Origin of the sequence: Oxalobacter aliiformigenes (assembly GCF_027116575.1) — a bacterium.
Classification (GTDB): Bacteria; Pseudomonadota; Gammaproteobacteria; order Burkholderiales; family Burkholderiaceae_D; genus Oxalobacter; species Oxalobacter aliiformigenes.
Map to the genome: position 1 here is coordinate 247,499 of NZ_CP098252.1, position 13,439 is coordinate 260,937.

Sequence of the window (13,439 nt, forward strand, 5' to 3'; positions counted from 1 at the left end):
TTTGTTTAGAGAACAGGTGCCAGCCATTGCTCGATTTGTTCTTCGGAAACGCGACGTCTTTTCGCCATATCCGTTACCTGATCCTTTCCGATCTTGCCGAGTGTGAAGTAATGGGCTTCAGGATGGGCAAAATAGAATCCGGTAATGGAAGCAGTCGGTAACATGGCATAGGATTCCGTCAGACTCATACCGATTTCTTCGCATTTCAGGATGCTGAACAGATCGCTTTTGACGGTATGTTCAGGACAGGACGGATAGCCGGGAGCCGGTCGTATGCCCCGGTATTGTTCTTTCATTAATTGTACGTTTGTCAAATGTTCATCCGGAGAATAACCCCATAAATCCCTTCGGACCAGTTGATGCAGGTATTCCGCCAGCGCTTCCACGAGTCGGTCTGCCAAAGCCTTGAGCATGATGGCATCGTAATCGTTTTGTACCGCCTCGAATTTTTCGAGTTGTTTTTCGATACCGACCCCGGCTGTCACGCCGAACAGTCCGATGTAGTCCCTGATGCCGGAAGATTTCGGGGCGATGAAATCGGCAAGACACTGATTGGGGCGGGCTATACCGTCGATAACCGGTCTTTCCATCTGTTGTCTGAGGCCATAATAGGTGAATGCAACTTTCGAACGGGTTTCATCGGTGTAAATCTCGATGTCGTCGTCATTGACACTGTTGGCTGGCATCAGCGCAATGGTGGCATTGGCTGTCAGCCATTTTCCCCGGATCAGTTTATCCAGCATTTTTTTGCCGTCGTCAAAAACTCTTCTGGCTGTTTCACCTTGGACGGCATCGCCAAGTATGTCCGGATAGGAACCTGCCAAATCCCAGACGCGGAAAAAGGGTGACCAGTCGATATAATCCGACAAGACGGCAAGATCGATATTTCTGAGAAACCGCTGGCCGAGATAAACCGGTTTTCTGGGAGCACCATCGCCTTCAAAGGAGAGTCTGGCCTTGTTGGTGCGAGCTTCTTTGAGGGACAACAGTTTCTTCGGTTTCTTTTGCGCATGCAGTTCGCGGATATGTTCATAGTCGTCTGCCAGCGTTTTGATGTATTTTTCGCGCATGCTGTCGGACAACAGGGCCTGGATGACGGTAACGGTACGGGAAGCATCGGGAACCTGAACGACCGGTCCTTCGTAATTCGGGGCGATCTTGATGGCGGTATGCGTTTTGCTTGTTGTCGCTCCGCCGACAAAAAGCGGGATTTTGCGTGAACGGAAATACTCGTCACGCTGCATTTCACTGGCGACATGCATCATTTCTTCCAGCGAGGGGGTGATCAGGCCGGACAACCCGATGGCATCGGCGTTGACTTCCTTGGCCTTGGCAAGAATCTCCTCGCAGGGAACCATGACACCCATATTGATCACGTCGAAGTTGTTGCACTGAAGAACGACAGCCACGATGTTTTTTCCGATATCGTGGACATCGCCTTTCACGGTGGCGATCACGATTTTGCCTTTCGATTGGGTGCTCCCACTCTGCCGTTTCTGTTCCTCGATATAGGGAACCAGATAAGCGACAGCCTGTTTCATGACGCGTGCCGATTTGACGACCTGAGGCAGGAACATCTTGCCTTGCCCGAAAAGATCGCCAACGGCATTCATGCCATCCATAAGCGGTCCTTCGATCACTTCGATGGGTTGACCACCTTTTTTGAGAATTTCCTGAAGTGCCTCGCCGGTATCTTCGGTAATGAAATCGGTCAGTCCGTGGACGAAGGCATAAGTCAGACGTTTGGCGACAGATTCTGTGCGCCACTGGAGGTTGTCGTTTTCTTTTTTGGCTCCGGCCTGGAATTCGTTGGCGACTTCGATCAGGCGTTCCGTGGCATCCGGTCGCCGGTTGAGTACCACATCTTCGACCCGTTCACGCAAGGCTTCAGGAATTTCATCGTACACGCCGATCATGCCGGCATTGACGATACCCATTGTCATCCCGGCCGCAATGGCATGGTAAAGGAAAACGGTATGAATTGCTTCACGTGCGGGATTGTTTCCGCGCAGGCTGAAACTGACATTGGAAACGCCGCCGCTTATTTTCGCATGAGGCAGATTTGCCTTGATCCATCGTGTCGCCTCAATGAAATCGACTGCATAATTGTTATGTTCGTCGATACCGGTGGCAACAGCGAATATATTGGGATCGAAAATAATATCTTCGGCAGGAAAACCGATGGTATTGACCAGCAAGTCGTATGCCCGTTTGCAAATCGAAATCTTGCGTTCGTAGGTATCGGCCTGACCGGCTTCGTCGAAAGCCATGACGATTACAGCCGCGCCGTATCGCCGGCAGAGTTTTGCCTGACGCAGAAATTCGGCTTCTCCGGCTTTCAGGGAAATCGAATTGACGATGGATTTTCCCTGAAGACATTTCAGACCGGTTTCGATCACTTCCCATTTTGAGGAGTCGAGCATAACCGGAACCCGTGCGATTTCCGGTTCGGATGCGATGAGATTCAGAAAACGGCGCATGGCACTGACGGAATCAAGCATGGCTTCATCCATGTTGATGTCGATAACCTGTGCGCCGTTTTCAACTTGCTGGCGCGCGACAGCCAATGCCTTGTCGTATTCTTCGTTCAGAATCATGCGGGCAAATGCTTTCGAGCCGGTTACGTTGGTCCGTTCGCCGACATTCACGAAAAGGGAAGAGTCGTCTATTGTGAAAGGCTCAAGGCCCGATAAACGCATGGCGGGCGAAACGACCGGTATCTTTCTGGGGGGCAACGGTGCGACTGCCTTCGCTATAGCCCGGATATGATCGGGGGTGGTACCGCAACATCCGCCGACGACATTGATGAAACCGCTTTCGGCAAATTCTTTCAGAAAGGCCGATGTATCTTCCGGAAGTTCATCGAATCCGGTTTCACTCATCGGATTGGGAAGTCCCGCGTTCGGATAAATACAGATGTAGGTATCTGCTATCCGGGAGAGTTCTTCGACATAGGGCCTCATCAGCGCGGCACCGAGTGCGCAGTTCAGACCCACGGTAAGTGGTCTGGCATGCCGGATGGAATGCCAGAAGGCCGTCACCGTCTGTCCTGAAAGAATCCGGCCTGACGCATCCGTTACCGTTCCGGAAATCATGAGCGGCAATTTCTTGCCTGTCGTTTCGAAAAATGAATCAATCGCAAAAAGTGCCGCCTTGCAGTTTAACGTGTCAAATACGGTTTCGACCAGCAGTAAATCAACACCTCCTTCAACCAGTCCGCGGATCTGTTCCGAATAGGCTTCGACAAGCTGGTCAAAGGTAATATTGCGGGCCCCCGGATCATTGACATCAGGTGAAATCGATGCCGTACGCGGTGTCGGGCCTATCGAGCCCGCCACAAAACGGGGGTGTTCTGGTGTGGAATATTTATCGCATATTTTTCTCGCAATCCGGGCGGACTGGACATTCATCTCGTAGACGAGATGTGCCATATGGTAATCTTCCTGGGCGATTGTCGTTGCGCCGAATGTGTTGGTTTCAATGACATCAGCTCCCGCTTTCAGGTATTGTTCGTGTATGGCAGAGATGATGTGCGGCTGGGTCAGTGACAGCAGTTCATTATTACCCTTGACGAACAGTTCCCTGTCTCCTGCCGAGGCAGGTGGAGCGAAATTGATAAATCGTCCGTTTGGGCCACCTCTGTAGTCCTCTTCAGTCAAGCCGTAGCGCTGGATCATGGTGCCCATGGCACCGTCCAGAATGAGAATACGGTGCGACATGATTTCGCGAAGAAGGTTTTCAGTTGAATTATTTTCCATTTGGATAACAGATAGCTGGCACAAGAAGAAAAACCTTTGCCGAATTTGTATTATGGTAAAAAACAGGTGTGAAGATGAAAATTATACTGGAATCGAATGGGCCCCGCGATTCGGTATGCCGCTTTCATGATTCAGTTTGGAGAGGGGGATTGCCGGTGCGGCGAAGAATCAATCGTCTGTTTGGGGTTTGGCATGTTGGAATCCGTATTCGAAAGCTCGGAAAAAATGGTTTTTTCCGAGCTTTTTCATGGTTGTCATTGCCTTGATCTGTTTGTTATCGTCCGGATTGTCTGTCGGGCTTGGGAAATGAAATGGCGGAAATTCCATCCGGTCCTGTCAGGAGCGGATGGAATGGATGATTTCAGGGCAAGGACTTCAGTTTTCTGTTGATTTCGTCGGCATCGGCAGCGCCCGGAACCCGCGTCCCGTCAGTAAAGAAAATCGTCGGAGTTCCTTTGATATTCAGTTTCTGGCCGAGTTCACGAATTTTTTTATCCGGGAATGTACAATCGTTCTTTGCCTTTTCCGGCATTTTGTCGTTGATCATCCAGTTTTTCCATGTCTGTGCCGGGTTGCCGGAACACCAGACATTTCTGGAAATTTCTACCGACTTTTCGGAAAGGATGTTGTATGGATACAGATAAATTGTTACATCATCGACATTGCGCAGATTGTATTCAAGTTGTTTGCAATAGCGGCAGTTCGGATCGGAAAAAACAGCTATTTTCCCTTTTCCGTTTCCTTTGACGATCTGTATGGCCAGGTCTTTTGGAAGGTCAGAGAAATCGACGATGGTAATTTTCCGGAGTTTCTCGTCCGTATAGTCTTTTTTGGTTTGAAGGTCCATGATTCTTCCGACAAACAAATATTGCGCCTGTTTGTCCGTATAGACGAGATTGTTTCCGATCTGGACTTCATACAATCCTGAGTAGGGTGTTTTGACAATGGTTTCTTTCTTGACATCCACGCCAAGATATTCCCTGAATCGCTGCTGGATCGTGGTTTCGGGAGAAGACGATGCGAATACAATCTGCCCGAACAACAAAAACACTACCGGTATGAAACGTTGTATGAAATGTGAAAACAGACTGTTCATGAAAAAGTTCCTAGGATAATTTTTGCAAAGGATAGGACAAGCGGGCAGTCTTGGCTATCATTGCCTTCAGATATTTCTCGTGTGCGCAAGAAAAAGCAATCTTATATAATGAAAAACGACAAGTTCGTGATTTTTTTGTTACAATTCACGTTTCGCTGATGTAGCTCAGTTGGTAGAGCAACTGATTCGTAATCAGTAGGTCGGAGGTTCGACTCCTCTCATCAGCACCAGAGAATAATCCAAAGCCATCCCAAGATGTCTTTTAAGCCGCGTAAATTCAACAGTTTACGCGGCTTTTTTTGTTTTTGTCGCCCTGTAACGTCCTCGTTGGTCTTTTGAAAAAAGGCCTGGTTCGAAGTTTTTCAGCGATTCAGTTGTTTCTGTATCCATACCATGATCATGGTGACGACGTAATCCTGTTGTTGTCGTGATAATGCCGTGTTGGGCGTTATTCCGTGCCATTTTCGTAGGCAGTTCCGGCAACAGGTGCCTGTTGCGTGTTGTGCGATAAATACGGGGTGGCCGCGCATGGGAGTCTGTTTGCCATCGTTGGGTATTTTTGCCGGTGCCAGACGGGTCCGGACAAAATCCTGTGCATGTCGGACTACGGTTTCAAGGCCCTTGTCCTGAATATACTGCAATTCCTTTTGTTTCAGCCTGAAACTGTTCCTGAATGCTGAATGTGAAAGGGCGACAAGCCGTTCCTGAAAGAAATGTTCCCTGTCGGGCAGTACGACCAGATGATCGTGTCGGATCGTGAAGTTCTCCGTTCCGGGTGTTTCGCTGTGTACCGGATCATGGGGGGAAGGAACGGAAGCAATATTCGGACTGTCTTCCCAGAAATCCTTTTGGGTTGGCTTCATGCCGGATTTTTGTGAATGGCTCATATGAATCGGGAAGCGGATCGATGACAGGGAAGAGGGGTGCGAGCCGGAATTTCCTTTTGTCGGGCGTGATACGAAAAAAACATGTGGCCGTCCGGAACGCATTTTTCGATATCGTGACCGATGTATCCGGATATTTGCATTAGTGTTGCCGTGATGGTTTATATTGCCGTCTACCCCGGATAAAGGCTGTTTTTTCGTCCACATCATCCAGCCAGCCGTTTCGGGTGGCATAAACATGGTCGAAACGGGCGGCATAGGGTTTGATATCCAGAACCGGGGTTTTGTCCAGTATGTCGACGCCACGAATATGCAGAATGTTGTTTTCGACTTTCAGCAATTCAACAATGCTCAGGCCGATTGCATTGGGACGCAGTGGTGTACGTGTTGCAAAAATACCATGTTCCATGTCTTGCAGGAATGATTTGACGATCAGTTTCGGTTTGCCTGCATTGTGCAGGTGGTAGATCAGATAAAGATGGGAAAAGCCTTCTATGTCTTTTAATCCTTCGGTGAATTCAGGAAAGACCTCAACGGTTCCGTAGCAGTCTTGTGCGAAAACAGGTTGAGCAGGTGTTTCAATAGCGTTGTAGTGCTCACTGTGGATAATGCCGACGGGTGAGAAAGAGAGATTCATGGTGGGTCGCTGTCGGAAATTTTTTCAGTCGTTTGTGGTAAATGAAAGTAGTTTGCCGGAGTGGTTAACCGTGTTTCTGTTGTCTGTATCCTTTTTTACGGGAGAATCGGATAGTGTATCTTTTGCCGGGATGCTTTTTTGCGGATAAGTCGTTTCGGCAGATGGAAAAGTCCTGCCCGATCACTGGTATTGCCTGATGGATTCTTTTTGCCGGTTATGCAATATATTTCAAAGTATAATTCATATTTTGACCGGTGCTATCTTCTGTGCGGTTCAGTTCCTGGAGAGAATTAACGGTTTAACGGTTCAATTGACGAGAGTTGTATGACTAAGCTGGCGCAAAAAAAAGTTTGTCTGGATTGTGGAAAGTCCTTTGTGGGCAATCCTCGTGCACGGTATTGTCCCGGATGCAGGGAACTGCGGCGGACGAGAAACAATCATGAAGGAGCGGAAAAAAGCAATCCTGGTCCGGTCAGGCGTTCCGGGTCGTCGCGAATGGAATCGCTTAAAAAATATATATCTTTCTCGCGTTTGGCTATTTTGAATATCATTTTTCTGGTTGTCGGACTTTCCTATGCCTGGTACCTGAATAGCCAGCCTTTCAGCATGGAGACGCAGCAGAAACTGGAGGCTTTCGCGCCAACGAATATGGCTTTGATCACGTTGCTTGTTTTGGGGAGTGGTGTACGTTTTTTTTATGGGTATAAAGACAAAAAAACAGGCAATCCGTTCTGGAGAGAGAACTACTGGAAGCAGCTGGTCATGTGGCTGTGCGGTTTGGCTTTCACTGAATGTATGGCGCTTTATTTTGTATTTTCCTGATTTGAAAGAGTTTCTCAAAACGGCTGATGCAAATGCATCAGCCGTTTTTTTTGGGGGGGAGGAAGATAGGAAATCCGTCACAGGATTGACACATTGTTTTTCTAACATGGCGCTGTTCAATAGTCCGTTTGAATATGGACTCAACCAAGGAGCATCCATGTCATGATTCAATTGGAAAATGTCAGTGTCAGATATGAAGATACGGTTGCCTTGCATCCGGTTTCTCTCGGAATCCATGAAGGACAGTTTACCGTTCTGCTCGGTTCATCCGGTGCGGGAAAATCCACTTTTCTAAGATGCCTTAACCTGATGCATTCCCGAATTAGCGGTCGGGTGCGTGTTTCCGGTTTCGATGGAAACTGGAACAGAAAAGCACTGCAGAAACTTCGTCGTGAAACAGGGATGATTTTCCAGCAGCATCAATTGATCGAAAGGCAATCGGCGCTTCAGAATGTTTTGATGGGAAGGTTCGGGTATCACTCTGTTTTGCGTTCTCTGTTCCCGCTATCGGAGGCAGAGCAGAAATTGGGGCTGCAAAGCCTGAAACGGGTAGGGTTGCTTGACAAGGCACTGTGTCGGGTAAACCAGTTGAGTGGCGGCCAGCAACAGCGGGTCGGTATTGCCAGAGTGCTTGCGCAACAACCCAAAACCATTCTTGCAGATGAACCGGTTGCAAGTCTTGATCCTGCAACAGCGGATGAAGTGCTGGAGTTGCTGCATTCTATTTGTCGTGAAGACGGTATCTCCGCGGTTGTCAGTCTGCATCAGGTTGATCTGGCAAGGAAATATGCAGACCGGATTATCGGTCTGGCTGGAGGTCGCGTCGTTTTTGACGGTGTTCCCGAAACGTTGACCGAAGCCGGAATTGAAGAGCTTTACAGGAACAGACGTTCCGGCACAGAAGCGTCAATGGCGGACCCGTTGCCGAATTTTTCCCTTCCATTAGCGAGTTAAGGAGTCATTGTGAAGAAATTCATATCAGCATGTTGTGCCGTGTTTTTTTCATTGGTTACTGTTATGGCGAATGCGGTCAATCCGGATCCATCCACATTGAAAGTGGCTCTGTTACCGGACGAAAATGCTGCAACGATTATCAAGAAAAACCGTCCACTCCAGGAATATCTCGAAAAGAAACTGGACAGGAAAGTTCAACTGATCGTTACCACTGATTACTCGTCCATGATTGAAGCCATGCGTCATGGTCGCCTGGATCTGGCTTATTTCGGTCCGCTTTCCTATGTTCTCGCCAAACAGAAAAGCGAAATCGAACCTTTTGCCGCGATCAGGCAAAAAGGAAAAACGACCTATCAGGCGGTAGTGATCGCCAATACTTCTGCCGGAATAGACAGGATTGAGGATATTGCAGGAAAAGATGTGGCTTTCGGTGACAAGGCGTCCACTTCCAGTCATCTGATTCCGAAATCGATGCTGGCGGAGAAAAAACTGTATGCCGGACAGAATTACAGGGAACATTTTGTCGGAGCGCATGACGCAGTTGCCATGTCGGTTCAGAACGGTCATGCACAGGCCGGCGGTTTGAGCAAACCCATATTCGAGACCTTGGTTTCGCGTGGCATGATCAAACCGGAGAAAGTCAAAGTCATTGCTGAATCGGAACCCTTTCCGCAATATCCCTGGACCATGCGTTCGGATTTGGATCCGCAGCTGAAACAGAAGATCAAAAGTGCCTTTATGGAAATAAATGATCCGGCTATATTGAAACCATTCAAGGCAGAAGGGTTCGGTGCCGTAACGGACAAGGATTACGATGTTGTCCGTAATCTGGGCAGTTTGCTGAAACTGGATTTGTCAAAGTTCTGATTGATCAGGGGGTGATATGTCTGTTTCCGCTGAATTTTCTCCTTTTCTGAATGCCTGTCGACATGCATGGAACCGCTTTCTGGTGACTTTTGCGATTCTTGCTATTGTCGTTGCAGGGTGTTGTTATTATGCCGGCCTGTTCGATGTGGAAAGGCTTGCCGATGGAGCGCCGAGTCTGGCCAGTCTGGTTTCCGAAATGTTTCCGCCCGATTTTTCCCGGTTGAAGGATTGGGGCGGACCACTTGTCGATACGTTGGCGATGAGTGTCGCCGGAACAGCGATAGCAGTCGTGTTATCGTTGCCTCTGGCGATATTGGCGGCCAGAAATACCAGTCCGCATCCATTGGTCTTCCATCTATGCCGCGGTTTTTTAAATGGTCTGCGTTCCATTCCGGAACTGATTATGGGTATTGTCTTTGTCGCTGCGGTCGGATTCGGAGCGTTGCCCGGAGTTCTTGCACTGGCTTTCCATTCGGTCGGTATGGTTGCCAAGTTTTTTGCGGAAGCGATCGAACATGTTGATCCGGCACCAGTTGAAGCGGCAAGAGCCGCCGGTTGCAGCCCTTTGCAAGTCATTTTTCATGGCATTGTTCCGCAGGTATTTCCGCAAATGGCTGATACGGCCATTTATCGTTGGGAATATAATTTTCGCGCTTCGACTGTCATGGGAATGGTCGGAGCCGGAGGCATCGGGTTCGAACTGATCGGTTCCTTGCGGATCATGCAATATCAGGAAGTATCGGCCATTCTGATCGTCATTTTGTTGATGGTCACTTTTGTTGATGTATTCGGTTCGTGGTTGCGCAGGAAAACACAATAGGGATCGAGGTGGAAAATGAATAAGCCTAAAGTTGTATTGACTCATTGGGTTCACCCGGAAATTATCGAATTGCTGCGGGAAAAGGCTGAAGTCGTCGCCAATCCGGGCCGGAAAACACTTCCGAGAGAGGTATTGCTGGAAAGGGCGAAAGATGCCGATGCCTTGATGGCTTTCATGCCGGACTGTATTGACGAGGCCTTTCTGAAGGCCTGTCCCAGATTGAAAATTATCGCTGCGGCCCTGAAAGGATTCGACAATTTTGATGTGGATGCTTGTACCCGTCATGGTGTATGGCTGACTATCGCACCGGATCTCTTGACGATTCCTACAGCAGAACTGACAGTAGGCCTGGTTCTGGGTATCACAAGGAATATGCTTGAGGGTGACAGGCATATACGGAGTGGACAATTTGCCGGGTGGCGCCCGGAACTTTATGGGCTCGGATTGTACGGGCGGACAGCCGGTATTGTCGGTTTGGGGCTTGTGGGCAGAGCTGTTGCTGAACGCTTGAAAGGGTTTGGCATGAATCTGGTTTATTCTGATGAAATTTCACTGCCGCCTGATGAAGAAGAACAGCTTGGGCTTACGAAAGTGACCTTTTCAGGATTGCTGGATTCAAGCGATATCGTTATCCCTTTGCTGCCGTTGACGGACCGGACGTTTCATTTGTTTGACAGAAATGCATTGGCAAGGATGAAGAAAGGCAGTTATCTGGTCAATGCCTGCCGTGGCTCGGTTGTTGATGAAATGGCCGTTGTCGAATCTCTTGAAAAGCGGCATCTTGCAGGGTATGCGGCCGATGTTTTTGAAATGGAAGACTGGATTCGTCCGGACCGTCCCCGTTCGATCCCGAAGGCATTGCTGGAGAATACGGCGCAAACATTTTTCACCCCACATCTGGGGTCGGCCGTAGATGATGTCAGGATAGAAATTGAACGTTATTGCACCCGGAGTATTTTTCAGGCACTGGATGGCAAAATTCCCGAAGGGAAGGTAAATGATATCTGTTGAGCAAGACAGGATTCTGGAAAAAAGGACAGCATAAGCTGTCCTTTAGTTTTTTCAGTGCAGAGATGACGAACTTTTGTTTTTTTCCCGTTCTTCTTCGAAATGTTCATAGATTCGGGGAAGATTGGAAATCATTTTTGTAACCAGTTCTTCCCGTTCGTCGGCAGGAATTTGCTGGCATCCGGATATTTCGGGAATATATTCTGAATAGAGGGTCAGTATGGGAGTCAACAAGCCTTCCTGTTTGCCGGCTTCAACCATTTCTTTCCAGCTGTCGCGGCGCATGTCCATTCCCAGTATGAATCCATATGCCCATTCGTTCGCGCCGCATTTGCCATCGGGGTCGGCATACAGGAATGGATAATATTCATCGTTGCGTTTCAGGACGGAATCGATGTGTTCCCAATGCTGGGCGAGTGCTCCCATGATCTGGTCGGATTCTTCCTGGTTTTTGAATTCCGGCATTTTGCCACCGAAAATAACAGGAAGATATTCTTTTGCACTGACAGGGACCGGACTGGTGATGAGAGCGCATAGAAAACCGTCCAGTACTTCCATGTGCATGGCATTTTCAGAGGCATGTGAATCTAGGTAATGTTCCAATGCGTCAAGTTGCTGGTTGGACAGCTTGGGCGATGTTTCCTTGTGGTTCAGAAAATCGTCAAGTGCGCTGAGCATGGCAGCAGCGTTTTCTTTTTCGTTATCGGAATTTTGATTGGACATAAGTGGCTGTAATAGAGGTTAAAGGAATTGGTGACATTTGCAGCTAGTATAACAATAGTTTTTCGGCACATGTACACGCAGACAGGTATTAGTGGAATAAATAACCGCTCGCTGCCGAAGATCAATGGCAATCATGCTGTTTTGCGTATGATCGTTTGGGATGGGATTTTTTGCGTAGGCAGTTGGAAGAGATTTGTCGAGATATCGGGAGGTAATATGAATCGTACAGGTACGGCTGTCTGGTCGGGAGGATTGAAAGACGGAAAGGGATCGCTTTCGACAGAAAGCAAAACCTTGTCTGAAACACCCTATTCGTTTACAGCGCGTTTCAAGGAAGGTGGCGGAACCAATCCGGAAGAGTTGATCGCTGCCGCTCATGCCGGCTGTTTTACGATGGATCTGTCAGGGCGGCTTGGTGCGGCAGGAGTGATTCCTGATGAAATACGGACAATGGCGACATTGACAATGGAAAAGACGGATAAAGGTTTCTCCATTACCGGAATTCATCTTGATGTTTCCGCACGTATTCCGGGTTGCGACTCAAGTACGTTTGAAACAGCGGTGAAACAGGCGAAGGAAGGGTGTCCTGTTTCTAGATTGCTTGATGCGGACATATCCGTTGATGCCAGGCTGAATCAGGAATGAGCGCTTGATACAGGACGATTCCATCCGGAATCGTCCTGAAAATAACCTATTTCCTGCCGGGAATCACGTATTTTGCCGGAGGAGGGGATTGGGTATTGGGCGGTGGACCGTAATTATCCTGTTTGGGCGAGTTCGCGGTATTTCCGGTTTGGGAATAATTGGTTGTGACAGGAATACTGTTTCCTTTTGCATACATGCATTGCTGGTAGGCGTTGTCGTAGCGAATCTGGGCTTCGTAACCTGTGGCACTTCCGGCACTTGCACCGGTAACGCCGCCAAGCAACAGTCCGACACCGGCACCGACAGCGGCGCCATGTCCACCGTCGATCATGGCGCCTGAAGCGGCGCCCAGCGCCGTTCCCAAAGCGGCGGTTTTGACGCCGCTGTTTACGGACACTTCATTGGCATTGGTCCCGATCTGCATGGAAGCGTACTGGCGACAGAAGAAATCGTCGGCCTGGAATTGTTCCAGCGTTTTTCCACTGCCAGGCAGGACCATGACGTTCGGTCCGGAGGGCATTGATGAACAGGCAACCAATGCAAGAGGCAATAAAAGCAGGGCGTGTTTGGCGTTGAAAGACATATTTTGCTCCATCAGGTTGCATAGGCTATATCAGGGGAACGGTTACTGCGTTTCTTGCGGGAAAGGGATGACTTTTTGCCAGGCGGCGTTGCATTTCGGAACGTAGGGATAATATCCTTTCGGGTCTGGACAGTAGTACCAGTAATATTCCGCGCTATCCCCTTCGTTTTTCTCGATATATTGTGTCGGAGTCGACTGGATGACGACCGTTTGCGAAGGATAGGGATAGTATGGTCCGTACGGATAGTAATAGGGATAATAGGGCGAATAAGCCGGATAAGTCCATAAGGGCGCGCCGAACGTGATACCTACCGATGTTCGCGAATGACGATGGCGTGGCGGAGGTGGTGGCCGGTGTGGTGGAGGTCTCCGGTCGGCCAGGGCGCTTTCTGATGCAAGACTCAGCACGCAAACAGAAAGCAGAACGGTTATAAAGCGTTTCATGATAAGTCCCTTGTCCATATGCATGAAAAAGTGATGTCCTCCAGGACAGAAATCGCCTTCATTATCCGCCAATTATGACGAAAAAACAGGTTGTGTAGGACTTTGTAACAAAAAGAGAAGGAGTCTCGTATCCATCCCGTTTTTTTGTTTTTGGAGTTGGAGGGGGTTATCCGTCAAAGGTTCAATGTATCAGATCTT

General features: G+C 48.8%; 13 protein-coding genes and 1 tRNA gene. 6 read left to right on the forward strand and 8 right to left on the reverse strand.

Translation table 11 applies throughout. From position 1 onward, the window contains the following. Positions 1 to 5: 5 nt before the first annotated feature. Together metH and NB647_RS01250 are read right to left on the reverse strand one after the other, a co-directional pair. Complete coding sequence (gene metH, locus NB647_RS01245) at positions 6 to 3,758, reverse strand: methionine synthase (RefSeq protein WP_269283748.1); 3,753 nt, start codon at positions 3,756 to 3,758, stop codon at positions 6 to 8. A 361-nt stretch (positions 3,759 to 4,119) separates the two neighbouring features. Further along, positions 4,120 to 4,854, reverse strand: a complete 735-nt coding sequence (locus NB647_RS01250; protein ID WP_269283749.1) for a DsbC family protein — start codon at positions 4,852 to 4,854, stop codon at positions 4,120 to 4,122. Positions 4,855 to 5,008: 154 nt separating this feature from the next. Here NB647_RS01250 and NB647_RS01255 point away from each other — a divergent pair. After that, a tRNA-Thr gene (locus NB647_RS01255) sits at positions 5,009 to 5,084 on the forward strand. A gap of 132 nt (positions 5,085 to 5,216) precedes the next feature. On the opposite strand, the gene NB647_RS01260 is transcribed toward NB647_RS01255, so the two are convergent. The 3 genes from NB647_RS01260 to NB647_RS01270 all read right to left on the reverse strand — a co-directional run bounded on the left by NB647_RS01260 (position 5,217) and on the right by NB647_RS01270 (position 7,356). Next, complete coding sequence (locus NB647_RS01260) at positions 5,217 to 5,717, reverse strand: DUF4186 domain-containing protein (protein ID WP_269264752.1); 501 nt, start codon at positions 5,715 to 5,717, stop codon at positions 5,217 to 5,219. A 163-nt stretch (positions 5,718 to 5,880) separates the two neighbouring features. After that, positions 5,881 to 6,375, reverse strand: coding sequence for a tRNA (N6-threonylcarbamoyladenosine(37)-N6)-methyltransferase TrmO (tsaA, locus tag NB647_RS01265; protein WP_269283750.1), 495 nt, complete (start codon positions 6,373 to 6,375; stop codon positions 5,881 to 5,883). A gap of 306 nt (positions 6,376 to 6,681) precedes the next feature. Next, positions 6,682 to 7,356 carry a hypothetical protein gene (locus NB647_RS01270; RefSeq protein WP_269283751.1) on the reverse strand — a complete coding sequence of 225 codons (675 nt, stop codon included), beginning with the start codon at positions 7,354 to 7,356 and terminating at the stop codon, positions 6,682 to 6,684. A 3-nt stretch (positions 7,357 to 7,359) separates the two neighbouring features. Here NB647_RS01270 and phnC point away from each other — a divergent pair, with 3 nt between their 5' ends. Genes phnC through NB647_RS01290 form a run of 4 tightly spaced genes read left to right on the forward strand, consistent with a single transcriptional unit; the run spans position 7,360 to position 10,849 of the window. Then, a complete protein-coding gene (gene phnC / locus NB647_RS01275; RefSeq protein ID WP_269283753.1) occupies positions 7,360 to 8,151 on the forward strand; it encodes a phosphonate ABC transporter ATP-binding protein in 792 nt (263 codons plus the stop codon). 9 nt (positions 8,152 to 8,160) lie between these two features. Further along, entirely contained in the window at positions 8,161 to 9,018 is an 858-nt protein-coding gene (gene phnD, locus NB647_RS01280; RefSeq protein WP_269264756.1) for a phosphate/phosphite/phosphonate ABC transporter substrate-binding protein, read from the forward strand. Positions 9,019 to 9,034: 16 nt separating this feature from the next. Beyond that, the gene (gene phnE, locus NB647_RS01285; RefSeq protein ID WP_269283754.1) at positions 9,035 to 9,838 is read left to right on the forward strand and encodes a phosphonate ABC transporter, permease protein PhnE; all 804 of its coding nucleotides are present in this window, start codon (positions 9,035 to 9,037) and stop codon (positions 9,836 to 9,838) included. Positions 9,839 to 9,853: 15 nt separating this feature from the next. Next, positions 9,854 to 10,849, forward strand: a complete 996-nt coding sequence (locus tag NB647_RS01290; protein ID WP_269283756.1) for a phosphonate dehydrogenase — start codon at positions 9,854 to 9,856, stop codon at positions 10,847 to 10,849. 51 nt (positions 10,850 to 10,900) lie between these two features. Here NB647_RS01290 and NB647_RS01295 read toward each other — a convergent pair whose 3' ends face one another. Next, a complete protein-coding gene (locus tag NB647_RS01295) occupies positions 10,901 to 11,569 on the reverse strand; it encodes a UPF0149 family protein (protein WP_269264759.1) in 669 nt (222 codons plus the stop codon). Positions 11,570 to 11,785: 216 nt separating this feature from the next. Here NB647_RS01295 and NB647_RS01300 point away from each other — a divergent pair, with 216 nt between their 5' ends. Beyond that, positions 11,786 to 12,214, forward strand: coding sequence for an OsmC family protein (locus NB647_RS01300; RefSeq protein WP_269283757.1), 429 nt, complete (start codon positions 11,786 to 11,788; stop codon positions 12,212 to 12,214). 46 nt (positions 12,215 to 12,260) lie between these two features. Here NB647_RS01300 and NB647_RS01305 read toward each other — a convergent pair whose 3' ends face one another. After that, entirely contained in the window at positions 12,261 to 12,797 is a 537-nt protein-coding gene (locus NB647_RS01305) for a YMGG-like glycine zipper-containing protein (protein ID WP_269283758.1), read from the reverse strand. A 42-nt stretch (positions 12,798 to 12,839) separates the two neighbouring features. Then, positions 12,840 to 13,241: a hypothetical protein gene (locus NB647_RS01310; protein WP_269283760.1), complete on the reverse strand. Its 402-nt coding sequence runs from the start codon at positions 13,239 to 13,241 to the stop codon at positions 12,840 to 12,842. Between the last annotated feature and the right edge of the window lie 198 nt (positions 13,242 to 13,439).